Here is a 24,074-nt window from a genome sequence, read left to right as displayed (position 1 = left end):
CCTAGTGTAGGAGCGGACCTTCGCGTGTGATCAGAACTTAGTCGTTCTTTTCATCGTCAGTTTCTGTTTCGGACTCTTCGGCTTCTTCTGCACCCTCTGGATTCAGGAAGAACGACAGGTCGACCTCGTTACCTTCGGTATCGACAACCTTGGCTTCTTCGAGCACAGCTGCCAGGGCTTTGCGACGACGGACTTCGCCCATGATCATGGGGACCTGGCCGGCTTGGTCGAGCATCTGAGCAAACTGGTTTGGATCCATGCCGTACTGTGATGCGGAGCTGAGGATGTACTCAATCAGCTCGTTCTGTTCGACCTGGATTTCTTCTTCGTCAGCGATAGCGTCAAGGATTACCTCGTTGACGAATGCTTCACGGAAGTTCTGTTCCACCTCTTCGCGGTGTTCTGGCGTGTCGTGTTCATCGCCTTCGGTATGCCCTTGCGAAGTGAAGTGCTGCTCGACCTGTTCGGCAAGCATGCTCTCTGGCACAGGAACTTCGACCAGTTTCAGCAGTTCTTCAAGCGCCTTTTCGCGAGCCTCAACACCTTGTTCGGTTTTCGCTTCTTCAGCGGCCTGAGTCTTCAGGTCCTCTTTGAGCTCTTCAATGGTGTCGAACTCGGAAGCCAGCTGGGCGAAATCATCATCGGCTTCTGGCAGTTCGCGTTCTTTAACGGCTTCCAGCACAACTTTGACTGTTGCGGTCTCACCGGAGTGGTCGCCGCCTGCAAGCGTGGTTTCGAAGATCGCATCTTCGCCGGCTGAAAGGCCTTCAAGAGCCTCATCGAGACCATCGAGCATTGTGCCAGATCCGACTTCGTATGACAGGCCCTCGGCGTTGTCGACTTCTTCGTCGTCAACGGTTGCGGTCAGCGCGATGGTGACGTTGTCGCCCTTTTCTGCGGGACGATCGACATCAACAAGCGTGGCGAAGCGCTCACGGAGTTCGTCAAGAACTTTTTGTTCTTGCTCTTCGGTGACAGTGACTGGCTCCACGGTGACTTCCAGACCTTTGTAATCTGGCAGTTCAACAGTGGGGCGAATGTCGAATTCAGTGTTGAACTTCAGTGGGGCTTCTTCTTCTCCATCATTGCCTGGCACAGAAGTGACATCGACTTCTGGGCGAGTCAGTGGGGAGAGTTCGTTTTCACGAAGCGCTTCTTGGAAGAACGAGTCAAGGTTGTCGTTGACAGCGTTTTCAATGACGAAACCGCGACCGACCCGCTGGTCGATCAAACGTGGCGGAACTTTGCCCTTACGGAAGCCAGGAACCTGAATCTGGTCTGCGAGAGATTTATAAGTAGCATCGATACGCGGTTTGAGTTCTTCATATGAGACCTCTACCTCGAGCTTTACCCGTGTTGGGGCGAGGTTTTCAACGGTGGATTGGACCACGTAGGACTCCTGGATTCTAATCGGAATTTCTATGGTTTCGGTACTTGCCGAATTACATCATATGCTTCCGACAGCACCATGCAGTCGGGACGACAGGATTTGAACCTGCGACCTCACGCTCCCAAAGCGCGCGCTCTACCAAGCTGAGCTACGTCCCGCGATCAGGTCAGTGACCTGCTGGAATATCCGCCATCCGGTCTTACCCTCTAGCGGCTCGCACCATGGCGCCGAGAGATAACTATATGACAAAGATTTCCGAAAGTCCAAATCGAAGTGAGCGTATTTTGAAAACTTTTGTCATCGTGGCGGTATTGCAACGATCTCGCTTCAAAACGTGACCTTACCCATAGTCTAGCGCGCTAGTACTCACGGCATAAGCCACCCAGAGAATCTGTGCGGTATGACGGTGAGAGACACCCGCGCTATAGGATGCCATGGTTTTCGAGACGAAAAAAGCTCTGATTCTACCTGAGCAAGAATCAGAGCTTCGAGCGGATGACGAGAATCGAACTCGCACTATCTGCTTGGAAGGCAGAGGCTCTACCATTGAGCTACATCCGCGTGCTACGTGAGCAACGAACATAACTATAACGCGTATCGGTCGATCCTGCAAAATCCGATCAGGCCTATCGGATCGTCGCGTCCTGACAGATCAGACTTGCCAGTGGGTTCACAGCCAATTCACACCGATCGCTCGGTTGAACGTTCATTTCGTGCACTGCATCACCTAGGATTAACGCTGGCGCAGCCAGAGACCACATGAGGCCAAGCGTCACAGAACTTCATGAAAACTCAAGGACACAAAACGAATGTTTGAAGCAAAGACACTGGATCATCGCAACGTCGGACAAACACTGATCTATCGTGGTGGCCAATCGGTCGCGGTTATTCAGGCTATCCACCACTACCCCGATAAAGGGACCGTCGATGTGGTGACTCCCGAAGAGGTTGTGACGTACAAGGCTGATGATTGGGTGGATACCACCCTGTCGCCGGAGTTAAACATGATCCGAGTGGTCTATAAGTCGTGGATCGAGCGCGATGCCACCCTGACCGAATCCGACCTCAACGATCTGATGTCGAAGTTTTCGCGCGGCGGCAGCAACGGCATCTAACCGACCGCCCACCCGCTCTCCAAACACAGCAGCGCCTCCCCGTCGTGGGCAGGCGCTGCAATGGTTTGTGAGGAGTTTAGGTCAAGGATGCGGCGGGGATATCAGCGGCGTCGTCGGTATCGGTGAATCGCGCGCTGACGGACTCGGCTTCTTGTCGTGCTGGAATGTCAGCGTTGTCGGCAAGATGCTGGAACTGCTCGGGAATTTCCCGACCCAAGAACCGCATGGCCTCGACGTAGAGTTTGCCTGACCGATAGGACGAGCGCACCAGCGGCCCCGACATCACCGCGGCGGCACCGTGTTCGTAGGCGTAATCACGCAGGCGCAAGAACTCTGCGGGTTTGACCCAGCGGTCCACCGGGTGATGCAGCGGTGAGGGGCGCAGGTACTGGGTGATGGTGATGATATGTGTGCCGGCATTGATGAGATCCAAGATGGTGTCTTCGATCTCTTCGGTGGTCTCCCCCATCCCTAAGATCAGGTTGGATTTGGTGACCAGTCCGGCATCGCGGGCTTTGGAGATCGCGGCCAGGGATTTCTCATACCGGAAGGCCGGGCGAATGATCTTCATCAGCCGCGGCACGGTTTCGAGGTTGTGCGCAAAGACTTCCGGCTTGGCGTCGAAGATCTTCTGTAGAGCAGCATCTCCGCCCCGGAAGTCATCGACCAAGAGTTCCACTCCGGTGTGTGGGGTGCGCTGATGGATCGCACGAGCCGTTTCGGCATACAGCCAAGAAGCGCCGTCTTCTAGGTCATCGCGGGCCACACCGGTCACGGTGACGTAGTTCAGGTCGAGCTCATCCACGGACTCTGCTACCCGGTAGGGCTCTTCGGTGTCGTACTCATCGGGCTTGCCGGTGGCAATGTCACAGAACCCGCACCGGCGGGTGCACACGGCCCCACCGATGAGAAACGACGCTTCGCGGTCTTCCCAGCATTCATAAATATTGGGGCAGTTCGCCTCGGCACATACGGTATTGAGTGAAGTCTTGGCCACCTGAGATTTCAGGTTCTTATACTCCGGCCCCACGGTCGCACGCGTCTTGAGCCATTCGGGTCGTGGCTCGCGCGGGACCTGGGCGTTGCGGGCTTCAATGCGCAGTAATTTGCGACCTTCAGCCTGCGGGATGGTAGACATGGACGTCTCCTTCACTCAGTGTTGGTGCCAATAGTGGTTCAAGTCTGTTCGCTAGCGCGGCGATGAGCGGGTCAACGACGGCACCCAGGGTGGTGTCGACGCCCTCGGCGGCCATGGAGGTCACGGTCGCATCGGTAATACCGCACGGAATGACCCCGGCGAATGCGACCTCGGGGTCGGTGTTGACGTTCAGCGAGATGCCATGCAGGGTGGCCTCTTGCGAAATTTTCAGCCCAATGGCCGAGATCTTGCGGTTACCGATCCACACGCCGGCGCGCCCATCGATGCGGTGCACGTCAAGATTGAAAGTATGTTGCAGCGTGTCTAGCACGGCGCCTTCGACGGCGCGAATGTATTTGATGACATCCACCGGGGCGGCCAATTTCACCAGTGGGTAGCACACCAGCTGTCCGGGCCCGTGCCAGGTAATTGACCCGGCTCGATCGGTTTCGATAATCGGTAGCGTGTCATCGATAATGTCGTGGGCCTGGGTGTGACGTCCGGCCGTATACGTTGATTCCGCTTCGAAAACTAGACACGCATTGGGGTGCTGGCCGGTAGCAATCTCCGCGTGGAGTTGGCGTTGCAACTGATCCATCGCGGTGTACGTTTTGAGACCCGTATCAAGTAAATTTATGACATGCACGACATCAACTAAACCACAGTTTGGGTGGTGCCAGAAGGTTTTATGAAATGTTTAGCCACCCTGACACGCTGTACACCAGTACAGTTTGCGCGCTTCTAACGGCTCGACGACGATCGCGTCTTTGCCACACACCAAACACTGCTGCCCCTGGCGTTGATATACGTAATTGGCGTGTGCTGGAAATGCTTCGGCCAGCGGGATTCCCGGGCGGTGTTCGGGTTCGGTGGTGATGATGCGCCCGGTCTCGACCCCGATGTGTAACAAGTGCACCTGATCTTCCCAGATCGCTTCGTGGATCTCACGTGGGATCGCATTGGCCGGGGTGTGCGGGTTGAGATCCTGCCGGAACAGTCCCTCGGCGCGGTAAATATTGCCGATGCCGCCGATGACTTTTTGATCCATCAGGATCGCCCCGATGCGTCGCCGGGTTTTGGCCGCCGCATCGTAGAAGCGTTCCGGGTCGGCATCAGCGCGCAACGGGTCAGGACCGATCGCGTCAATGACGTCTTGCGCCTCGTCCAGGGTCAAGGTGCGACAAACTGAAGCCCCGACAAGGTCTGCCCACGAGTGATCGCCGATAATTCGCACCCGCGTAGTGGGGCGCGGTTCGGTGAGCTCAACGGCGGCATCGTTGTGGTCTTCTTGTTCGCCGATTTTGCGCGGCGCTCCGATGGAGGACTGTTGTTGCCCACCAAACGTCCAGGCCCCGTACATGCCCAGGTGCACGTTGAGCACCAGTTCATTGTCAAAGTAGAGGAACCAGTGCTTCCCGTAGGCTTCAGAGGCCACGGCGCGATGCCCGTCGAGCAATTTCGCACCGTCGGCAAACCGGCCCTGCGGGGAGGAAAGCTGCAGCGTTTGGTTGACGAACACCTCGTCGAAGTGCCGGGCAATCCGGTGGATCGAGTGACCTTCTGGCATTAAGGCTTGGCAATCCCCTCGGTACCCAGTTCAAAGCCCTGGATCTCCCCGGTGGACTCGAATTCAGCGATTTGGTCGATGCGACGGGCGTGGCGTTCCTCATCGGACCACTGCGCGGTCAGGAACGCGGTGATGATTTCTAGTGCTTCGGCGGGTTCGTGCTGACGACCTCCCACGGCCACGACCTGGGCATTATTGTGCTCGCGGGCCAGTTGGGCGGTGGAGATATTCCAGGCCAGTGCGGCGCGAACACCGGTGACCTTATTGGCCGCGATTTGCTCGCCGTTGCCTGACCCACCCAGGACAATGCCCAGCGAGTCGAGTCCGGCCTGGCGATCCGCGACCACGGCCTTGGCCGCGTTGATGCAGAACGATGGATAGTCATCCAGCGCGTCATATTCTTGCGGGCCGTGATCAATCATCTCATAACCGGCTTCGGTCAGGTTTTCGATCAGGTATTGGGACAGCTCTAGGCCGGCGTGATCGGTGGCAATGTGAACGCGCACGTGGACTCCTCGCATCAGAAAAATTGTCGCCTTCAGTTTAGTCCGGGTTACCTCCGGCCGGGTGTTGGTGAAACAATGGTGACATTGATTTGAAAGGACCGCCTGTGCCCGCATCTGACACCATCACCCGCGACCACGCCAAACTCCGTGCCGCCATGCTCGAGGTCGACTCCTACCGGATCAACCTCGATGTGACCGACGACGCGGTCTTCGCGGTCCACACCGTCGTCAATTTCTCGGTGTCAGCCGGGGCGTTGGGGCACGCCACCAGCATTGATTTACTCGGCCACGAGGTCGAATCCGCGATGCTCAATGGCCATGCGGTGACCTATGACGGCGTGCGGCTGAAACTTGATGACCTCCAGGCCGACAACGAACTTGTTGTGACCTCTTCGGCTCCGTATTCGACCACCGGTGAGGGCCTGCACCGGTACGTGGATCCTTACGATGAAGCCGAATACCTCTACACGCAGTGCGCCCCGGCCGATGCGCGTCGGATTTTCCCGGTCTTTGACCAGCCAGATCTCAAAGCCACGTTCGAGCTGCGCGTCACCGCCCCGGCCCACTGGGAAGTCCTCTCCAATGAGCCCGGCGAGTACGTGGTCGACGGTAATGTCGCCCACTGGACGTTTGGTGCCACCCCGGTGATGTCGTCGTACCTGTTCGCACTGATTGCCGGCGAGTACATTCGGGTGGCCGAGGACTCTCGGGACACCCCTGAAGCTTCCGTCCCGCTGGGGTTGTGGGCTCGCCGGTCGCTAGCCCGACACGTGGACGCCGACCAGATTTTGACGATCACCAAGGCCGGGTTCGCCTTCTACGAGCAGCACTTTGCCCAGCCTTACCCGTATAGCAAATACGACCAAATCTTCGTCCCCGAGTTCAACGCCGGCGCGATGGAAAACGTCGGCGCCGTGACGATTCTCGAGGATTACATTTTCCGCTCGCCGGTCCCCCAGGCCACCGTGCTGCGTCGGGCCATCACCATCCTGCACGAACTAGCCCACATGTGGTTTGGCAACCTAGTGACCATGAAGTGGTGGGACGACCTGTGGCTCAGTGAATCCTTTGCCGAATTCGTCTCCCACCTCGCGGCCGTGGACGCCGGTTTCCCGCACGCCTGGACCACGTTCAATGCGACCGAAAAATCCTGGGCCTACCGGCAAGACCAACTGTCCACGACCCACCCGGTCGTAGCCGATATGGTCGACCTCGACGCGGTGGCCGGTAACTTTGACGGGATTACCTACGCCAAGGGCGCTTCCGTGCTGCGCCAACTAGTCGCATGGGTGGGCCAGGAGCAGTTCTTAGCCGGCGTGCGCAGTTATTTCGCCGAGCACGCCTGGTCCAACACTGAGTTCTCTGACCTATTGCGCCACTTGGAAACCGCCTCGGGTCGGGACCTTTCTGGCTGGTCTGAGCAGTGGCTGCATTCCACCGGGGTGAATACATTGAGCTGGGAGCGACGCAACGGGGTAACCATCACCCAGTCACAACCGGTGCGACAACACCGCGTCGGCATTGGTTTTTATGACTTCGACGAAACCAAGCAGCTCACCCGGACCGACTACGTCGAAACCGACCTCAACGCCGAAATCACCACGATTCACGCCCCCGATTCCGCGCTGGTGCTCGTCAACGACGCCGATCTGACCTACGCGAAGCTGCGCCCCGATACCACCAGCATGCACACGTTGACCGAGCATCTCAGCGATGTCGACGATTCCCTGGCACGGTCGTTATTGTGGGCCACTGCATGGGATCAAACCCGCGATGCGGAAGCCTCGGCGTCGTGGTTCCTTGAGCTCGTGCTGGATCACGTCGCTCACGAAACCGACTCATCAATGGTGTTCACGTTGCTGCGCCAAGCCGCCACCTCCGTCGAACGGTTTATCCCTGACGCTCAAATCGCGCTCTATCGTCACCATCTGGCCGGTCGCTTGTGGCACCTAGTTTTAGAAGCTGATGCCGGCTCAGACTTGCAACTGCAGCTGGTGCAAGCATTTTTGCGCCATGCCCGAGAGGAACACGCCGAGCAGGTGGCCCAACTTGCCCACAAGCAAGGCCCGCCTGGTTTCTCGGTCTCGACCGACATGGCCTGGATTGCTCTGCAGCGCCTCGTTGCCATGTGCAAGGCCGGTGAGTCTGAAATTGACGAGGCGCTGGAGGAAGATGACACTTCCAACGGCTACTTAGCTGCCATCCAAGCCCGGGCGATGAGACCCACGAAGCGTCACAAGGCCGAGACTTGGGAGCAGCTGACCGGTGGCACGCTTACTAATATGGAGCTGCGACACATGGTCATGGGCTTTATGGATGTTCATGAGCAGGCACTACTTGAGCCCTACACGTCGCGATACTTTGAGCAGATCAGTGACCTGTGGGCGGCAAATAGTTATGAACTCGCTGAAACGCTGGCATTGGGGCTCTACCCATCCTGGGCCGTGTCAGAGCAGACCGCGGAACAGACGCTGGCTGTCATCGAGACCACGCCGCACAGCGGGTTAAAGCGCCTTTTGACCGAGTTGCACGACGACGTGCTACGCGCCCTGGCCGCTCGCGCCGCGTTCTAGGTCAGCATCCCCACGCCTGCGGATTTTGTTGGCAGGTCTGGTCCACGTTGCGTGTCACGGCACGCCAAATTCGGATCTCGACCGGATCTGCCTGCTGCGTCACTGTTGAGCTGACCTGCTGTGTCGCTCCACCGTCGACTTGATATGTACCTTCAAAGACCGTGGTCAATCCGACGGAATACAAGCCGGTGTCGGTGTATTGGTGACTGGTGTCAGTTTCAGTGTTGAATACATCAACCGGATACCCGGGCAGTTCGGTGACCAGTGAGTTACCATCTCCATAGTCCCAGCGATATTCGATGGGTGTGGCCGTAATCGTCACCTGCTGGCCAAACATCGTTTGGGTAACCGTTTGCGGGCTATGGTCACTGGCATAAAAATTCGTGTGAGCATTCTTGAGGCCGAACGGACCCCGGTCCATCAATATTTGTGGCGTCGAAGGGATGAGTTCCAGTAGGTCCGAAGCCGTAATTACGATTTCGACCGGTTCCTCGATAATTCCCGGCGCGTTATTTACCACCGGGGCCGGATCTTGTGGCCTTGGGTTCACCCCAACTTCGGGCGCAATAGTGGGATCACACTCCCGATTTTGCGTCATCGCAGCGAGTCGTTCACTACGGTTTAGGCATCGTGGTTCTGTCGCGGAGTTATCCGTTGACCGTCCGACTGCCGGATTGTTATTTCGCTCTCTATCACTGGGGGCGGCTCTGTGGTTCGTCTGGTAACGCGTTCCGCCAGGCCGGCTAACCGTGCCGCGCTGCAATGTTTGGCGTTCACTTTTGCGAACCTGGATGGACTGGCCATCCGAGCTACCTTCCATGTCCGCTACGGCTAGCATCGACGGCCGAGTAACCGATGCAGTAAGTATTGCTACCACGAGCCAAAGACCGGCTAGAAAATAGCGAAATGAACGCAGACTCACGACTCATCCCAAACAATGTCTTCTTCCAAGCCGATCCACTTCACATTCCACGATTGCGCTGTTGGATCGTAAACTAACTCAGCCAGCCATCCTGTTACCTCTGACGAGTCGAAGCTTTCCTCCAACCGCATGCCTTCCTTATTGAAGAAATCCGTCGGAGGTTCCGTCAGTTCGAAGTAGACATGGGCCACGTTCTGGTTTTCATCTTCCTCGTCAGAAATTACAACTTCTGTCACGTCGACTTCGATATCACCATCCATTACGCTCCAGTAACCCTCGTCATAATTCTGTGGCCAACCTTCGATCGATTCAGTACAAAAAGCGCAGTCTTCGCTTGAGACAATTGATAGTGGCCCGCTATCTCCTGTAAGACTGGCGTACGATTCTGCTTCCCAGAAATATTCAAGCGCTGCGTAGGCACCCTCATGAGAATGCTCTGTAGTAACCGCTGGCAGCCGCGGTTCCGGTACGTTTTGCGCCGGACCTTCCTCCGACGCTGGGACAAATTCTGTGGTCTCTGAAGCCGATGCGTCGGTGGTTTCGTCGAGGTCGGGACTTGCATCGTCGGTATTGGAACAGCCGACTAGTGCGAGAAACAGGACGGAGGAGGTGAGAAATGTGAGCGTGCGAGCATACACAGACTTCTTCGGGGAGGATTGCATGAAGACACTTTCAAGGAGTACGTAAAAAAGACTGCTCAAAACAAGTTAGCCCCAATGATGCGACTATGCCAGACCTCACATTCACACTGTGGAGAATTCAGCAGAATGTGCGCACTTGGTGCTTTATCCACAGATCTATTCTCTTTGGCGCCGCAGTTCGATCAAATTCACGATGATGGTGGGACTGGATTGAACGGAGGTGATGTCCCAATGACGACTACCCAGCTGACTGATACGGCAGCTCTAGACGACCTGGCTGTGCCTGTGTCGGATGGTCAGGTCGCTTGGGAACAACTGTCCGTCGACGAGTTCCACGGTGTCGTGCGGGGTATCATCCAGCATCTCAACGCTCTCGAGCCCGAGCTACCAACCGATGGCGTCCTGGAACGTTCGGTACAGCTAGAAGCAACTGCCAGAGCGCTTGCGCCTTTGCAGCATCGGTATGCCGGCCTACTCGAAGATGCGTTTACCGAACCTCGACTGCGTTCCACTATAGAACTACCCAAGGGAAAGACTCCGTTTCGCGATGCAAAGGACTTCATCGCGAAAACGCACGGTTTGCGGGCCTTCGAGGCTACTGGCCGGTTGAAACTCTCGCGCAGTCTCACCCCGGCTCGGGCGTCAGATCCAGAGCGCGACCAGGATCTGGCCGTGGGTGACACTCAGTATCCACTGCTCGGCGCGTTGCAGGCCGAGGGCACATTGCATCCATCAAAATTAGCGACAGCAGTCAATATGTTGAGTGAACTTGACGAGCATGCGGCGACTGCTGGCAAAGATCAGGCTTTCCGCGACCAACTCCAGCAGGTTGTCGAGCGGGATCTGGCGGAGAAAATTGAAAACACTACTCCAGAAGAGTTCAGCCGTTATGTGAGGCGACGAAAAGCAGATCTTATCGCAGCCATGGATCCACCCGACCAGCAATTCACTTCGGCTCAGACCGAGGCCATGCATATGCTGCGATGTGAAGGCCCAGTCCGTGGTAATCCCAATGCCACCAAGTGGAGCGTCGTCGCCGATGCGGAGCTCAACGAAGCACTCCATCTCATAGCGGCCCTGCTGAACAACCCACGCGCCAGTACAGACACCGCCAGTGAGACTGAGAAAGATTCCCAAGCTGAACAGTCTGAACAATCTAGCCTTCCTGCAGACGAGTCCGAGGGGATCCCTGACCGTCGCACCCGTGGCCAACGGGCCATGCATGCTCTGCGTGACGCATTGAAATTTGCCATCGCGAACCTGAAGCATACGGATTTACCGGGTACTAACGGCAAACATACGCAACTGGTCGTGCTCGCTGATTACCCGACCCTGGTGCGCCATCTTCGGGATCAACTCGGTGAGTTACTCCCTGACGTTACGGCACCCAGGCGCGAGAAACTGTTGAAAATGCTCGCCAAAGCTCGACTAGAAGAGGGCAACGAGTCCGAGCTGGGCCAAGGTTCTCCACTCGCTACGGAATCTGAGGTGTCAGGAATAGATCCACCCGATACTCCGAGCGGTCCCATCGGCGATACTGGGTCGGCCGAGGTTATCGCACTACCCACTCCGCCTACCGAGGACACTTCCACCGTCGTTGAGGGTCCGCCACACGAGAGTCCTCTCGATGGTACTTCCACCTCCCATGAAGATGACGACGCAATAGTTCAGTTTCCATCACCGAAGACCACAAATCTCAAAGAGATTCTTGACGATCAGAACCTCGATCGCCTGCAACCTCGCATTGGCCATGGGATTTATACCGCTTACTACCCGCCCGAGATCTTGCTGAGACTGCTGTGTGATGTCAGTGTTTCGCCCGTCACCCTCACCGGTGCCCGTGAAATACTGTCCATTGGGCGACAACAATATCAATTTCCCAAAGCCATCAGACGGGCCATCCTGGCGCGCGACCGTGGTTGTGCGGTGCCCGGCTGCCACTGGCCTGCTGCTTGGTGCGAACTTCACCACATTGAATACTGGTCCAACAATGGTGAGACCAGCACAGACAACGGCATCACCTTGTGCTCACACCACCATCAGAGTCTGCACGCGAAAATGCTGACCATTGAACATGTCGATGGCGCCTGGCAGTTTATTCAGCACCCACTCATCGACCCGGCCCAGCAACCTCGCCAAAACTACTTTTGGCAAAACTGACCCCATAAACAAGCGGACTCCCTAGAGCTGGCAAAACCCGGTCAGCTTTAGGGAGTCTTTATGTGCGTCGGCTCTACTGAGTCTTCCGTGTTGGAGGAGACCGTATAGCGGTACAGCACTAGATCGTCGGGAAGTACATGCGTTTGCAGATGCAACAGTCCTGCAGGCATTAGAACAATTGCGTGAAGCGAGGCTGCCAGGTCTAGGCGGTAGCTTCGGATGCTTGGCTTGCGGGAGGGACAATGCGTTCCTCACCCGCATAGATCACGCAACGGTGGCCACGGGTGAATCCCACCAGTGTCATCCCGGACTCTTTGGCTAGTTCTACCGCCAGTGAAGACGGCGCGGAAACAGCCACCAGCATCGGCATCCCAGCCATTGCGGCTTTTTGTACCAGCTCGAAGCTTGCCCGCGACGAGGTCACCAGTACCTGGCGACTCAGCGGAAGCAGACCTTCCATGAGTGCCCAGCCCAACACCTTATCGACTGCGTTATGTCGGCCAACGTCTTCGCGGACCACGAGCATTTCTCCGGTGTCCACATCGTAAATGCCAGCCCCATGCAGTCCCCCGGTTTTGGCAAAGACCTTCTGGGCCTCACTCAGCTGGTCCGGCAGGCCCATGACTGTATCTTCATAGAGCGTGAACTCAGAGCGCGCGTCAAGTGGGTAGCAGCCGTTCTGGTGTACTTCGTCTAATGACTGCCGACCACAGAGCCCACAGGAGGAGTTGACCACGAGCTGACGTTGTACGCCCACGGCGGGGTCTGGCACGTGTGCGGCCAAGGTTATGTCGACAACGTTGTCTGAGGTGTCCTCGACAGCCCCGGCAGCGCCAGAAAACGAGCCCAGACTCAATGGGGCTGCTATTGCGGCGGATGCCTCCGGACCGAAACCAATACTTCCTACTGAGTTCAAACCCTTTGGCCCTTGATCCTTTTGGCAATAACGCACGCTGGTCACGTCGTCGGCGGAGTTGATAATGCCCTCTGACAAGGCAAAACCTACGGCCAAGGAAAAATCATGCACCGGGGTGCGCATGGTGACCGCCAGTCTCGTCCCATTGACTCGGATTTCGAGTGGCTCTTCGACGGCTAACGTGTCGGCACGGTGCGTGCGGCCGCCGTCTTTGGTGACGCGGGCGACCCGTACTCGAGCTTGAGAAGAACGCATAGCTCCATCCTAACGGGACCGGTTACTTAATGGCAGCGTGTTGTTAGGCTGGGAGCATGACGCTTGGCCCAGATTTTGTTCGCGCAAGGACCGCCCGACATCGCCGGTTGCCCGAGATCGGCGACGGCGGCGCTGCTCGGCTGGCGGCCGCACGTGTCGCGGTGGTCGGGGCGGGCGGCCTGGGCTCGACGGTCATCCCCTACCTTGCCGCCGCGGGAGTGGGCCGAATCGATGTCTTTGATGACGACGTGGTGGAGCTGTCGAACCTCAACCGGCAGATTATTCACTCAGTAGAGCGCATCGGACAACCGAAGATTGATTCGGCGGTGGCGGCGGGTCAGCGCATCGCACCGGAGGTTGAGGTCGTGGGTCACCGGGTGCGTTTGGGTGACAATTTTGCCGACGTCGTGGGGGCGGTCAGCCCGGATATCATCGTCGACGGTTCAGACTCCTTTGATACCCGGTTTGTCGTCGACGCGGGTGCCGCGCAATTAGGTGTGCCGGTGGTCTTTGGGGCGCTCATGCAGTGGTCAGCCCAGATCACGGTGTTTGATGCCGCGGGGGTGTACGGGCCAGCAGTGCGACTGACCGACGTATTCCCGGATACGGCCGAGACCCGCGCGACCCCGGGTTGTGCCGAGATGGGCATTCTCGGTTCGGTGGCGGGCATGGTGGGCACAATGTTGGCCACCGAAACGGTCAAACTCATTACCGGGGCGGGCAGGACGCTGACGGGTCGGATGCTGATCGTCGACACGCTGGATATGACCACGAGTGAGATTCCGCTAGCACCGGCGCAGGAAGACCAGCCCATCCCCGTCGCGGCACTCAATGAGACCCAGATCGAAGACGCGACGGTGGTCGATGTGCGTCGTACGGACGAGATTACCGAACACCCGGCGCCGCTCGACGTCGTCCATGTCCCGTTTGACCAGTTGGATACATTTGTCCCGCAACCGGGGCGACGCATCGTGACCCTGTGCCGGACGGGGCCGCGTTCGGTCAAGGCCGCGCAGCGGTTGGCTGCTGCCGGCCACGACGTGGTGGGGTATCTTGATGGTGGGGTTCACGCCCTAGAAGAATCCCCGCACGCCGCTCCAAGTGAATCGAGTCTGTGATGATCACTCAAGAAGCCCACCTGTCGCGCATCTTGCACTTGGTCAGTCCGTTGCCGGTCACCGAAGTGCCGTTATCCGAGGCGTTGGGCCAAACGTTGGCGGCCAATGTGACGGCCACGGTGGATTTGCCGCCATGGGACGCGGCTGCGATGGACGGGTACGCGGTGTCGCTGAAAGATTTCGCGCCGGGGACCCTACCGGTCACCAAAACCATCGCCGCGGGTCACAAGCAACCCGAAAGCATCGGACCGGGTGAGGTGGCCGCCATTATGACCGGCGCCCCCGTGCCTCAGGGTGCCGACACCGTCATTCCCTTAGAAAAGTTTCACAGTCCAACCCAAGACCTCCCCGACGAGATTACCTTCGAGGACGTACCGCAAGCCGGGTTGAATATCCGTCGCCGTGCCGAGGATACCCGCGCCGGAGAAATCGTCGCCCCGGCCGGTACGTGGCTGCGCCCCAACCACATCGGGGCGATCGCGGCGGCCGGTACCGATACGGTCTTTATTGCGCGCCAACCCAAAGTCGCGGTCATCTCGACGGGCAATGAGTTGGTGGCGCCGGGCACCCCGTTAGAGCACGGCCAGATTCCGGACTCCAATGCGCCCCTGGTGGCCGCCACCCTACGCAAACGCGGAGCCGAGCCAACCCACCAGGTCCGGGTTCGAGACTCAGCCGAGAGCCTTGAGCACACGATTGCCCAACTCGAACATACGGTGGATGCGATCATTTTGACCGGTGGCGCCTCAGTTGGAGCCCACGATATCTCCAACTACGTGCTCTCAGCATGGCAGCACGAGGATCCCGACCAAGCCATCACGTTTACCAATGTGAATATCCGCCCGGGCCGACCACAAGGTTTTGGGCTATCACCGGCCGGTACGCCGGTCTGGTCACTACCGGGCAATCCCGTTGCGGTGCTGGTGTCGTTGCACCTGTTTGTGATTCCGGGTCTGGCAAAAATGCAACGTCAGGCCCCGCACCCGCGCAAACATACCGTGGTGGTCAACGACGACCTACACACACCCCGGGAGCTCAATTACTACGTGCTGGCCAGTGTGGATGACGACGACCGCGCCACGCCACTGCCGTCCAATTCGCATTTGGCCGTCAAGATGGCCCAAGCCACGGGACTGTTGCATATCCCGCCGACCGTCGATCACATACCCGCCGAACACCCCGTAGAATGTCTGACCCTATGATTACTGTCCGTCTCTTTGCCGCAGCCGCCGACGTTGTCGGCACCAAACAGCTCACCCTTGAAGCGACCAGCGTCGCCGACGTCATTGCCCACCTCTCGGACGCCCAGACCACCACCAAAGTTATTTCTCGGTGTTCGTTTCTGGTCGACGGCACCCGCGCGACGCCTGAAACAGCGCTCGCGTCCGGAGCGACCGTGGACGTGCTCCCCCCATTTGCTGGCGGTTAAATCCCAACCCAGTGGCTGCCTTCGGAGCCGTACTGTAGTTTCCAGATCGGCACGCGGGCTTTGATTTCTTCCACGACGTCGCTGCACACCGAAAACGCTTCCTGCCGATGCGCGGCGGAAACCGCCACCACCAGGGCAACGTCGCCGACGTCCAGGGCACCAATCCGGTGCGCGGCGGCCACGCGGATCGGCAATGGCCCGGCGTCGAGCTGGTTGTGCACCGATACGTTGGCCTCGGCCACCACTTCACGCAAAAACGTCGTCGCGTCGGGGTGGGCGGTGTATTCCAGTCTGGTCACGGCACCGGCGGCTTCGGGATCGTGGTCGCGCACCACACCCTCGAACATGATGACAGCGCCGGCATCAGGGGCCGACACCGCAACCCGGAGCTCGGCGGCATCCAATTCGTCTTCGGTTACCTGTGACATCTCAACCAAATCCATATCTTGTAGTCTAAGTGTTCGCCGCCAAGTGCAATCGGCACCGCGCCCGGTGGGCTGAACTAGACTGGGATGCGTGCAACACGAGTTTTCTTTACGCGCCGAATGGAACACCGACGCCGCCCGCCCGCATCCGTCCCGCGGCTTTACCCGGGACGTGGTGATCCAAGCCGAGGGTCCCGGGGAACTGCCAGGTTCGGCGGCCAAACCCTTCCACGGCGACGCCTCCCGCTGGAATCCCGAAGAGCTGCTGCTCGCCGCGCTGGTCGAGTGTCATATTCTGTCGTACTTATACGTCGCAGGTCAGGCGGAGCTCGAGGTTGAGAAGGTCACCGTGCGCGGTGAGCTCACCTTAGAGGCTGGCGCGCAGGGCGGGCAGGTCACCTCGGCCACGTTGTACCCGGAGGTCTGGGTGGCCGACGCGATGCAATTGCCGCGAGCTCGTGAACTCCACGAGGAAGCCCACCGGCAGTGCTTCATTGCACGCAGCGTGAATTTCCCGATCACTCTGGAGATCCCAAACCAACACCAAATGCCGGAACTTCCGCAGTTTTCCTCGCGACTGGGCGCCCCCATCGCGGTGCTCAAACCCCGCCGGGCGAAAAAACCCTCTCAGGTCAGCGGCAACGACGAAGCCCGTCTGGCGGCGCTTCGTGCCGAGCGCGCAGCAGAACAACAGCGCCGCGACGGGGTCGTCTCCCAGACTGCTCAGGCTGAACAGCCTGCCCAGGAAGCAGCCGAGCCCACCGAAGCAGCCAAAACGGCGCAACAGACCAACGCACCGGCCGAACAAACCTCGTTCTACGAACAAGTTGGGGGCGAACCCACCTTCCGCAAGCTCGCCGCCGAGTTCTACAAGCAGGTCGACGCCGACCCAGAGTTCAAAGCGATGTACCCCGAAGAGGACCTCGGCCCGGCCGAAGACCGTCTGCGGATGTTCTTGATTCAGTACTGGGGCGGACCCACGGACTACTCGCAACAGCGCGGTCACCCACGGTTACGGGCCCGGCATATGCCCTACCACATTGATTCCCAAGCCCGCGACACCTGGCTGAAGTTCATGCGCAACGCCATGGACACCCTGGAGCTCTCCCCCTTGCACGATGAAACAATGTGGGACTACTTCCAACGCGCAGCACGGGCCATGCAGAACCAGGTCTGAGTCGGCTCACTCAGTTGCCTTTATTGAGTCAAGGACCTCAGAGGGCCACGGCAGGTCGGGCCAGAATATGACCACCCGCGCTGGAGAGGCGCACCCAATTGCCCGAAGTCGACACGGTGGTCTCCCCGCGCGGCAACAAAAACCCGAGGCTATGGGCACCAAGCGTCGCACCGGCCGGGAACTCAACTTGGGATGGGTCACCGAGCTGTGCTCCCCACACCGCCGAGCGGACTTGGGCCAATAAGGGCGCTCCGGGGTTCGAGGGCAGCCCCTCGCCCACCCTGGTGATACCGTCGCGGGCAACTTTGCGGATTTCCGAGTCGTCCACCACGGCCGCTGCCGCCCAGCCAGATCGCGGCGCATTCATCGCCGTCCAGCTGACGGCAATCTCCGACGGCGGCAACATGAACTCCGTTGACTCTGACGCAATCATCCGGTGGGTCCGATCCGTCACCGCGTCCATGTCAAATACCGAGTCCATTTCGAACCGCTCGTGACCGGTGAAATCCAGCGCGAACGTCCGGAGCCCAATGACGATGGGGACCCCGTCGCCTAACCCGGCCGGATGCATCACGGACACTGAGACCGCCAGCACATCCTGGGCGACCACAAACCGCACACCGGTGGTGTCCAGCGTCTTGGCCCGGGTCACAAAACTTTGTAAATCTTTCACGGCGTTCAAGGACGCAAACGGCACGACGTAATCCATGCCCCAATTATGCCCAGCCCAAATCAGCCGCGACCACGTTGTGCCACCGATTGAGCTGACAGCACTAGAGTATGAACATCACCAATTTCGAAAGGCGACCATATGACCTCATACCCGGATGACCCCACCGATATCCTGCGTGACGTGCTCAAACTCGAACGCGTCACCGCCGATGAGCACACCAGCACCTTCCTGGGGCACACGCCACCACAAACCCGGGGTCGCGTCTTTGGTGGGCAGGTCATGGCCCAGTCGCTGGTGGCCGCCAGCCATTCTGTTGACGCCGATCGCCTCCTGCACTCGATGCATTGCTATTTCATCCGCGCCGGCGACGCCACACAACCGCTCCACATCACGGTGGACCATCACCGAGATGGTCGGTCGTTTTCGGTCCGCCACGTCGAAGTATCCCAACACGATAAAGTCATCTTGTCCCTGACGTGCTCATTCCAAACCATGGCCGAAGGTGTCGAGCACTACGAACCGATGCCCGAGGGCATTCCCCACCCCAATGATCTGCCACCCATCTCTGCGCTGATCGGCATGATCGACGATCCGGCCGCCCAGGAACTGGCCTATCATCGCCCCTTCGATATCCGCTACGCCTATGAGCCGCTGTTCATCCGGCCGGGCTCCGAAAAGGTCAACCGCAATATCGTGTGGATGAAAACCTTCACACCGGTCAACGTCTCCCCCAATGTGGCCGCCGCCGGTCTGGCTTTCGTTTCGGATTACACGATCCTGGAACCGATTCTGCGCAACCACGGGGTGGCCTGGTCTGCACCCGGCAAATCCATCGCCTCACTAGACCACGCGATGTGGTTCCACCGGCCGTTTAGTCTCGACGAATGGCTCCTATTTGTTCAGGAGTCCCCCTCGGCTCAGTCGGCCCGCGGCCTCGGGGTGGGCTACATTTACACCCTCGAAGGGCAACTCGTGGCCACAGTGGCCCAGGAAGGCATGCTGCGGCTGCCAAAGTTCAGCTAATGTGGGGCACAACACCGCGGAGGAAGTAGTAACCACCGGTTCACTTCCCCGCTACGGTCCTATGGTTAGGATGCCCCTATGTCTGAAGCCATCACCACACCACCTACCTCCGAACAGCGACCGAAGGTCAAACGCTCTCACGTGGTCAGCTGGGCCATGTGGGACTGGGGGTCGGCCGCGTTCAACGCGGTCATGATCACCTTCGTGTTCGGGACCTATCTGGCCTCTGAAACGTTTGGCCCCGACGACCGCGGCACGTCCTGGCTCGCCGCCGGCAACGCTATCGCCGGGCTGATTATCGCCTTGACCGCGCCGGTTATCGGGCAACGCGCGGACCGCGACGGCCGACGGGCCCTGTGGCTGGGCGTCAACACGGCCCTGGTCATCGCCACGACTGCGGCCTGTTTCTTCGTCCAACCCCACGAATCGTACCTGCTGCTGGGCGTCATTTTATTATCCCTCGGGAACATCTTCTTCGAATTCGCCGAGGTCCAATACAACGCGATGCTGGTCGATATCGCCACCAAATCCACCATCGGCCGGATCTCGGGACTCGGCTGGGGCGCCGGCTACCTGGGCGGCATCTTCCTGTTGCTACTGGTCTATGTTGGCTTCATCGGCGGCGACACCCACTGGTTTGGTATTACCGACGACGACGCCATGAACATCCGCATGGTCGCCGTCTTTGCCGCCCTGTGGTTTCTGCTGTTTGCGCTGCCGGTGCTCATCGTCATGCGCCGCGGCAAAGACCACGCTGCCGCAGAATCGACCGAGCGCGTCAGCCTCATAGAGTCATACCGGCAACTCATTCGAACCATCGTCAACTTGTGGAAATACCAGCGCAACACGTTCTGGTTCTTCATTTCCTCGGCCGTGTTCCGCGACGGTGTCGGGGCGGTTTTTGCCTACGGCGCGATCCTCGGCACGACCGTGTACGGAGTCGATCCCGGAGATATTCTTTTCTTCGGTATCGCCGCCAACGTGGTCGCCGCGGCCGGAGCGTTCCTCGGCGGGCTCTTCGATGATCGGTTTGGACCAAAACGCATCATTCTGGTGTCACTGCTGGGCCTCATCGTCTCGGCGGGCATCGTCTTTATCCAGGACGGTACACTCGCGTTCTGGATCTGGGGACTGTTCCTGTGCTTCTTCGTCGGTCCCGTGCAGGCTTCGTCTCGAGCGTTCCTGGGACGGCTCACCACCGCCGAAGCCGCCGGTGAAATGTACGGGCTATATGCCACCACGGGCCGGTCCGTGTCGTTTCTGACCCCGGCACTGATTGCGGTGTTCGTGGGACTCAGTGGGGAATCCCGGATGATGGTCCCGGCGATTATTATCGTGCTGGTTGCCGGCTTGCTGCTGCTGTGGCCAGTCCGGGATCCCAAGACTTCCGCCGAGGAACCCGTGCTGACCGACGAATCAGGTCATCCCGGCAAGCCGTCGCAGCGCTAAGGCACGCGACTCAATACGTGCGTTAAAGACAGAGCTGCCCTGCGCTTCCCACATCGGGAAGCGCAGGGCAGCTCTGTATGACGTGTGACTAGCTGCGGGTCAAACGACGGTGCGTAGCACGTCCTTCGCGCAGGGCGTCTGGGCCGAGCCGTTCGAGTTTATTTTGCTCGTAGGACTCGAAGTTTCCTTCAAACCAGTACCAGTTGCCCGGGTTGTCTTCGGTACCTTCCCACGCAAGGATGTGGGTGGCAACGCGGTCCAGGAACCAACGGTCGTGCGAAATGACCACGGCACAGCCGGGGAATTCCAGCAGCGCGTTTTCCAATGAGGTCAGCGTTTCGACATCGAGGTCGTTGGTCGGTTCGTCAAGCAGCAACAGGTTGCCGCCCTCTTTGAGGGTCAGCGCAAGGTTCAACCGGTTACGCTCACCACCGGAGAGCACACCGGCCTTCTTCTGCTGGTCTGGTCCTTTGAAACCAAAAGCCGAAACGTAGGCACGTGATGGCATTTCGACGTTGCCGACCTGAATGTAATCCAGCCCGTCGGAGACGACTTCCCACAGGGATTTCTCGGGATCAATATTGGAACGGCTCTGGTCAACATAGGAGATCTTGACCGATTCACCGATCTTCAGCTCCCCGGAGTCGATGTCTTCCTGGCCGACGATGGTCTTGAACAGCGTGGTTTTCCCAACACCGTTGGGGCCGATAATACCGACGATGCCGTTGGGTGGCAGGGAGAAGCTGAGGTTATCGATCAGAGTGCGACCGTCAAAGCCTTTGGAAATGTTGTCGGCTTCGATGACCTGGCTGCCCAGACGAGGGCCGGGTGGAATCTGAATTTCTTCAAAGTCCAACACTCGCGTCTTCTCGGCTTCGTTGGCCATTTCTTCGTAGCGTTCCAGACGAGCCTTCTGCTTGGCCTGCCGACCTTTAGCGTTGGTGCGAACCCATTCGAGTTCTTCTTTCAGGCGACGAGCAAGCTTCTGATCTTTCTTGCCCTGGACGTCGAGGCGTTCGCGTTTCTTTTCCAGGTAGGTTGTGTAGTTGCCCTCGTACGGGTACAGCCGGCCGCGGTCGACTTCAGCGATCCATTCGGCGACGTGGTCCAGGAAGTACCGGTCGTGAGTGATCGCAATGACAGCGCCGGGGTAGTTTGCCAGGTGGCCTTCAAGCCATGCCACCGATTCAGCGTCCAAGTGGTTAGTGGGCTCATCAAGTAGCAGCAGGTCTGGTTTTTCCAGCAACAGCTTCACGAGTGCGACGCGGCGACGCTCACCACCGGACAGGTGAGTGACAGGTTCATCACCGGGTGGCAGTTGCAGGGCTTCCATGGCCTGGCCAATCTGAGAGTCGATGTCCCAACCGTCAGCGGCGTCGATAGCTTCTTGGAGTTTGCCCATTTCGTCCATGAGCGCTTCGAAGTCTGCGTCGGGTTCAGCCATCTCGGCCGAAATTTGGTTAAAACGCTGCAGCTGCTGGTACACCTCACCAACGCCTTCTTGCACGTTTTCTAGGACGGTTTTGTCTTCCGTCAGCGGTGGTTCCTGCAGCAGGATCCCTACTGAGTACCCTGGTGACAGCCACGCATCGCCGTTGGAGGGCTCATCCAGGCCCGCCATAATTTTCAAGATGGTGGATTTACCGGCACCGTTGGGTCCGACCATACCGATCTTGGCGCCGGGGAAAAAGGACATGGTTACGTCGTCAAGGATGACCTTGTCGCCCACTTTTTTGCGAGCTTTGATCATCTGATAAATAAATTCGGCCATAGGCACTACAGTAGTCGGTTGCCGCGGCAGAATGTAATTCTTATCCCGCTGCGACAACCGATCCACTTCCTAGCGAACATTAGGCGGTCATAGGCTCGGGTTCTTCCCACCCGTGCTCCACCAGCGGGCCATCCTCCTCGTAGGTTTCTTCAACGACTTGCGGCTTGGTTTTGGTGTAGCGGGTGAAATCCGTGAACCCCAGCAGCAGATCGTGCCCGGCGCTATCAGCGGTCAGCTCAGGCGTGGTCCCGCGCTTGGACTCATCCTTCGAAGTCCACTGCTTGATGCTCAGCTTGCCGGTGACAATGACGGGGTCACCAACACTAAAGGAGCGGAAAATGTTTTCGGCCAGGCGGCGGAACGCTGAGACGGTGTACCAGGAGGTGTTGCCGTCTTCCCACTCCTGCGTTTGGCGATTGAAGTGACGTTCGGTGGCGGCCAGTCGGAATTCGGCAATCACCATGCCGGAATCGGTGACGACCCTGCGCGGCGCGGTCGCCACGTTGCCTCGGACGGTCAATTGGGTTTTCATGAGCAAGTCCTTTCACGAAAGCGAGTATTCGAAGGGCATTTCGAATACCTTCCAGTCAAGGCGGTGCCACACGAATCTCCTCGCACCAAGCAGTAGAATGTGGATAACACAGGCATCTCAGTTAGGGATGTGGACAACATTTTAGGTAGACTGTCCCCTGTTGCCTCAGTAGCTCAGCTGGATAGAGCAACGGCCTTCTAATCCGTAGGTCGGGGGTTCGAGTCCCTCCTGGGGCGCAAAATGCATCGGCACCTGGTTCAGTGAATCAGGTGCCGATTTGTTTCTCTGCCCAGCGGCCACTAGGTTGCCTGCCGAGCTGCTGCGAGCGCGGCGTCGGCCCTGGAGAAGACCAGCTCGTTGTTGATGGTGACGGCTACGCGTGCGCCTTGGGAGGCACATTCGCTGATTTGTATCTCCGGGTCCATCACGTTGCCGGCAGCCCACACACCCGCAACGTTGGTGTGGCCGGTATCGTCGGCGCGTAAGAAGGTGCCCTCGGGATTGTCATAGGTTTCCAGACCCAGGGCTTCCAGCCCGTCAAGATTGACCCGCTTGCCGCTGGAGACGCCGACCACTTGCAGGCTGAACGTTCGCCCGTCCGTGAGGCGCAAGCCGGTCACCGCATCATCGGTTATTTCGACGGCAGCCACCGGTGTGTCAATGACGGGGATGTTCAGCGCAGCCAGGGTGTCCAAGGCTTCGGCCTCAAATTCGTAGCCGTTGCTGAAGAGGGTGATGTTCTGGGACCACTGTTGAAATAGCATCGCCTGGTAGGCAGAGGTCGCGCTGGTGGCGATAATCCCGATGGTTTGGTCGCGGATTTCCCAGCCGTGACAATACGGGCAATGAATAACGTCCTTGCCCCACCGCGCGCTGAGCCCTTCGATGTCGGGCAGAACGTCTCGTACCCCGGTCGCGACGACCAGTTGTGCGGCTTGGAGTTCGCGTCCATCATGCAGACGTACCAGATACCCTTGCCCGTCGGGACGTGCCGCATCCACCGTTGCGGTCAGGATTTCTGCGCCATAGCTCTGGGCTTCGGCTCTGCCACGGTCGAGCAGCTCGAGGGGGTTGATGCCCTCGTTGCCGAGCATGCCGTGCGCCGCGGCGGATGGTGCGTTGCGTGGTTGTCGGGCGTCGACGACGGTGACACTCCGACGCGCTCGGGCCAACACCAGGGCCGCGTTCAGTCCGGCGGCTCCGCCTCCGATAATGATGACGTCTCGTACTGGCTGGGAATTCGTGGTGGTCATAGTTTCACACTGCTGGATGGGCACCGGTGGGGACAACCCCT

General features: G+C 58.7%; 22 protein-coding genes, 3 tRNA genes and 1 pseudogene. 11 read left to right on the top strand and 15 right to left on the bottom strand.

Annotated elements, in window-relative coordinates; translation table 11 throughout:
- Nucleotides 1-37: 37 nt before the first annotated feature.
- The 3 genes from tig to J2S62_RS06250 form a co-directional block, all read right to left on the bottom strand.
- Complete coding sequence (gene tig / locus J2S62_RS06260; protein WP_310172656.1) at nt 38-1,390, bottom strand: trigger factor; 1,353 nt, start codon at nt 1,388-1,390, stop codon at nt 38-40.
- A gap of 84 nt (nt 1,391-1,474) precedes the next feature.
- Nucleotides 1,475-1,548 (bottom strand) — tRNA-Pro (locus tag J2S62_RS06255).
- Nucleotides 1,549-1,880: 332 nt separating this feature from the next.
- Nucleotides 1,881-1,951 (bottom strand) — tRNA-Gly (locus J2S62_RS06250).
- A gap of 248 nt (nt 1,952-2,199) precedes the next feature.
- Here J2S62_RS06250 and J2S62_RS06245 point away from each other — a divergent pair.
- Nucleotides 2,200-2,505, top strand: a complete 306-nt coding sequence (locus J2S62_RS06245; RefSeq protein ID WP_310172654.1) for a hypothetical protein — start codon at nt 2,200-2,202, stop codon at nt 2,503-2,505.
- Between the two features lie 76 nt (nt 2,506-2,581).
- Here J2S62_RS06245 and J2S62_RS06240 read toward each other — a convergent pair whose 3' ends face one another.
- From J2S62_RS06240 to J2S62_RS06225, 4 genes are read right to left on the bottom strand one after another with little or no spacing between them, the layout of a single operon-like run.
- On the bottom strand, nt 2,582-3,643 hold the full coding sequence (locus J2S62_RS06240; protein ID WP_310172652.1) for a lipoyl synthase: 1,062 nt from the start codon (nt 3,641-3,643) through the stop codon (nt 2,582-2,584).
- Nucleotides 3,621-4,289, bottom strand: coding sequence for a lipoyl(octanoyl) transferase LipB (gene lipB / locus J2S62_RS06235; protein ID WP_310172650.1), 669 nt, complete (start codon nt 4,287-4,289; stop codon nt 3,621-3,623). The genes J2S62_RS06240 and lipB overlap by 23 nt, the downstream gene beginning before the upstream one ends.
- Before the next feature lie 51 nt (nt 4,290-4,340).
- Nucleotides 4,341-5,210, bottom strand: a complete 870-nt coding sequence (locus tag J2S62_RS06230) for an Fpg/Nei family DNA glycosylase (protein ID WP_310172648.1) — start codon at nt 5,208-5,210, stop codon at nt 4,341-4,343.
- Nucleotides 5,210-5,716, bottom strand: a complete 507-nt coding sequence (locus J2S62_RS06225; protein WP_310172646.1) for a ribose-5-phosphate isomerase — start codon at nt 5,714-5,716, stop codon at nt 5,210-5,212. Before J2S62_RS06225 ends, J2S62_RS06230 begins: the two co-directional genes overlap by 1 nt.
- Before the next feature lie 104 nt (nt 5,717-5,820).
- On the opposite strand from J2S62_RS06225, the gene pepN reads away from it, so the two are divergent.
- Nucleotides 5,821-8,289 (top strand): aminopeptidase N, encoded by a 2,469-nt coding sequence (gene pepN / locus J2S62_RS06220; RefSeq protein WP_310172644.1) that lies wholly within the window; start codon nt 5,821-5,823, stop codon nt 8,287-8,289.
- A gap of 1 nt (nt 8,290) precedes the next feature.
- Here the strand turns inward: pepN and J2S62_RS06215 are convergent, their stop codons facing one another.
- Both J2S62_RS06215 and J2S62_RS06210 read right to left on the bottom strand, forming a co-directional pair.
- Entirely contained in the window at nt 8,291-8,887 is a 597-nt protein-coding gene (locus J2S62_RS06215; RefSeq protein WP_310172642.1) for a hypothetical protein, read from the bottom strand.
- A 320-nt stretch (nt 8,888-9,207) separates the two neighbouring features.
- Nucleotides 9,208-9,873 (bottom strand): DUF6318 family protein, encoded by a 666-nt coding sequence (locus J2S62_RS06210; protein ID WP_310172639.1) that lies wholly within the window; start codon nt 9,871-9,873, stop codon nt 9,208-9,210.
- Nucleotides 9,874-10,083: 210 nt separating this feature from the next.
- Here J2S62_RS06210 and J2S62_RS06205 point away from each other — a divergent pair, with 210 nt between their 5' ends.
- Entirely contained in the window at nt 10,084-12,012 is a 1,929-nt protein-coding gene (locus J2S62_RS06205) for an HNH endonuclease (protein WP_310172636.1), read from the top strand.
- Between the two features lie 202 nt (nt 12,013-12,214).
- On the opposite strand, the gene fdhD is transcribed toward J2S62_RS06205, so the two are convergent.
- Nucleotides 12,215-13,183: a formate dehydrogenase accessory sulfurtransferase FdhD gene (gene fdhD, locus J2S62_RS06200; RefSeq protein WP_310172634.1), complete on the bottom strand. Its 969-nt coding sequence runs from the start codon at nt 13,181-13,183 to the stop codon at nt 12,215-12,217.
- Between the two features lie 56 nt (nt 13,184-13,239).
- Here fdhD and J2S62_RS06195 point away from each other — a divergent pair, with 56 nt between their 5' ends.
- From J2S62_RS06195 to J2S62_RS06185, 3 genes are read left to right on the top strand one after another with little or no spacing between them, the layout of a single operon-like run.
- Nucleotides 13,240-14,301 carry a ThiF family adenylyltransferase gene (locus J2S62_RS06195; RefSeq protein ID WP_310172632.1) on the top strand — a complete coding sequence of 354 codons (1,062 nt, stop codon included), beginning with the start codon at nt 13,240-13,242 and terminating at the stop codon, nt 14,299-14,301.
- Nucleotides 14,301-15,503 carry a molybdopterin molybdotransferase MoeA gene (locus J2S62_RS06190; protein ID WP_310175750.1) on the top strand — a complete coding sequence of 401 codons (1,203 nt, stop codon included), beginning with the start codon at nt 14,301-14,303 and terminating at the stop codon, nt 15,501-15,503. Before J2S62_RS06195 ends, J2S62_RS06190 begins: the two co-directional genes overlap by 1 nt.
- Complete coding sequence (locus J2S62_RS06185; RefSeq protein WP_310172630.1) at nt 15,500-15,730, top strand: MoaD/ThiS family protein; 231 nt, start codon at nt 15,500-15,502, stop codon at nt 15,728-15,730. Before J2S62_RS06190 ends, J2S62_RS06185 begins: the two co-directional genes overlap by 4 nt.
- On the opposite strand, the gene J2S62_RS06180 is transcribed toward J2S62_RS06185, so the two are convergent.
- Nucleotides 15,727-16,173 carry a molybdenum cofactor biosynthesis protein MoaE gene (locus J2S62_RS06180; RefSeq protein WP_310172628.1) on the bottom strand — a complete coding sequence of 149 codons (447 nt, stop codon included), beginning with the start codon at nt 16,171-16,173 and terminating at the stop codon, nt 15,727-15,729. The two genes, J2S62_RS06185 and J2S62_RS06180, sit on opposite strands and share 4 nt — an antisense overlap.
- 73 nt (nt 16,174-16,246) lie before the next feature.
- On the opposite strand from J2S62_RS06180, the pseudogene J2S62_RS06175 reads away from it, so the two are divergent.
- Both J2S62_RS06175 and J2S62_RS06170 read left to right on the top strand, forming a co-directional pair.
- A pseudogene (locus J2S62_RS06175) lies at nt 16,247-16,672 on the top strand (OsmC family protein); the annotation flags it as partial.
- A gap of 138 nt (nt 16,673-16,810) precedes the next feature.
- Nucleotides 16,811-17,332, top strand: coding sequence for a globin (locus J2S62_RS06170; protein ID WP_310175748.1), 522 nt, complete (start codon nt 16,811-16,813; stop codon nt 17,330-17,332).
- A gap of 37 nt (nt 17,333-17,369) precedes the next feature.
- Here the strand turns inward: J2S62_RS06170 and J2S62_RS06165 are convergent, their stop codons facing one another.
- Nucleotides 17,370-18,041, bottom strand: coding sequence for a hypothetical protein (locus tag J2S62_RS06165; RefSeq protein WP_310172626.1), 672 nt, complete (start codon nt 18,039-18,041; stop codon nt 17,370-17,372).
- A 102-nt stretch (nt 18,042-18,143) separates the two neighbouring features.
- On the opposite strand from J2S62_RS06165, the gene J2S62_RS06160 reads away from it, so the two are divergent.
- A complete protein-coding gene (locus tag J2S62_RS06160) occupies nt 18,144-19,028 on the top strand; it encodes an acyl-CoA thioesterase (protein ID WP_310172624.1) in 885 nt (294 codons plus the stop codon).
- 78 nt (nt 19,029-19,106) lie between these two features.
- Nucleotides 19,107-20,477, top strand: coding sequence for an MFS transporter (locus J2S62_RS06155; protein ID WP_310172622.1), 1,371 nt, complete (start codon nt 19,107-19,109; stop codon nt 20,475-20,477).
- 88 nt (nt 20,478-20,565) lie between these two features.
- Here the strand turns inward: J2S62_RS06155 and ettA are convergent, their stop codons facing one another.
- Entirely contained in the window at nt 20,566-22,248 is a 1,683-nt protein-coding gene (gene ettA, locus J2S62_RS06150; protein WP_310172619.1) for an energy-dependent translational throttle protein EttA, read from the bottom strand.
- A 79-nt stretch (nt 22,249-22,327) separates the two neighbouring features.
- Nucleotides 22,328-22,780, bottom strand: a complete 453-nt coding sequence (locus J2S62_RS06145) for a single-stranded DNA-binding protein (RefSeq protein ID WP_310172618.1) — start codon at nt 22,778-22,780, stop codon at nt 22,328-22,330.
- Nucleotides 22,781-22,942: 162 nt separating this feature from the next.
- Here J2S62_RS06145 and J2S62_RS06140 point away from each other — a divergent pair.
- Nucleotides 22,943-23,016: transfer RNA gene (locus J2S62_RS06140), tRNA-Arg, on the top strand.
- 63 nt (nt 23,017-23,079) lie between these two features.
- Here the strand turns inward: J2S62_RS06140 and J2S62_RS06135 are convergent.
- On the bottom strand, nt 23,080-24,033 hold the full coding sequence (locus J2S62_RS06135) for an NAD(P)/FAD-dependent oxidoreductase (RefSeq protein ID WP_310172616.1): 954 nt from the start codon (nt 24,031-24,033) through the stop codon (nt 23,080-23,082).
- Nucleotides 24,034-24,074 lie beyond the last annotated feature (41 nt).

This window comes from Enteractinococcus fodinae, assembly GCF_031458395.1.
Classification (GTDB): domain Bacteria; phylum Actinomycetota; class Actinomycetes; order Actinomycetales; family Micrococcaceae; genus Yaniella; species Yaniella fodinae.
Note: the sequence above shows the minus strand (reverse complement) of the source record. Positions and strands in the feature narration are given on the sequence as shown.

Coding starts and splice junctions, on each gene's coding strand:
- J2S62_RS06245 (WP_310172654.1), top strand. CDS start 2,200: ATGTTTGAAGCAAAGACACTGGATCATCGCAACGTCGGACAAACACTG.
- J2S62_RS06240 (WP_310172652.1), bottom strand. CDS start 3,643: ATGTCTACCATCCCGCAGGCTGAAGGTCGCAAATTACTGCGCATTGAA.
- J2S62_RS06230 (WP_310172648.1), bottom strand. CDS start 5,210: ATGCCAGAAGGTCACTCGATCCACCGGATTGCCCGGCACTTCGACGAG.
- J2S62_RS06215 (WP_310172642.1), bottom strand. CDS start 8,887: ATGACGCAAAATCGGGAGTGTGATCCCACTATTGCGCCCGAAGTTGGG.
- J2S62_RS06210 (WP_310172639.1), bottom strand. CDS start 9,873: ATGCAATCCTCCCCGAAGAAGTCTGTGTATGCTCGCACGCTCACATTT.
- J2S62_RS06205 (WP_310172636.1), top strand. CDS start 10,084: ATGACGACTACCCAGCTGACTGATACGGCAGCTCTAGACGACCTGGCT.
- fdhD (WP_310172634.1), bottom strand. CDS start 13,183: ATGCGTTCTTCTCAAGCTCGAGTACGGGTCGCCCGCGTCACCAAAGAC.
- J2S62_RS06195 (WP_310172632.1), top strand. CDS start 13,240: ATGACGCTTGGCCCAGATTTTGTTCGCGCAAGGACCGCCCGACATCGC.
- J2S62_RS06190 (WP_310175750.1), top strand. CDS start 14,301: ATGATCACTCAAGAAGCCCACCTGTCGCGCATCTTGCACTTGGTCAGT.
- J2S62_RS06185 (WP_310172630.1), top strand. CDS start 15,500: ATGATTACTGTCCGTCTCTTTGCCGCAGCCGCCGACGTTGTCGGCACC.
- J2S62_RS06180 (WP_310172628.1), bottom strand. CDS start 16,173: ATGGATTTGGTTGAGATGTCACAGGTAACCGAAGACGAATTGGATGCC.
- J2S62_RS06165 (WP_310172626.1), bottom strand. CDS start 18,041: ATGGATTACGTCGTGCCGTTTGCGTCCTTGAACGCCGTGAAAGATTTA.
- J2S62_RS06160 (WP_310172624.1), top strand. CDS start 18,144: ATGACCTCATACCCGGATGACCCCACCGATATCCTGCGTGACGTGCTC.
- J2S62_RS06155 (WP_310172622.1), top strand. CDS start 19,107: ATGTCTGAAGCCATCACCACACCACCTACCTCCGAACAGCGACCGAAG.
- ettA (WP_310172619.1), bottom strand. CDS start 22,248: ATGGCCGAATTTATTTATCAGATGATCAAAGCTCGCAAAAAAGTGGGC.
- J2S62_RS06145 (WP_310172618.1), bottom strand. CDS start 22,780: ATGAAAACCCAATTGACCGTCCGAGGCAACGTGGCGACCGCGCCGCGC.
- J2S62_RS06135 (WP_310172616.1), bottom strand. CDS start 24,033: ATGACCACCACGAATTCCCAGCCAGTACGAGACGTCATCATTATCGGA.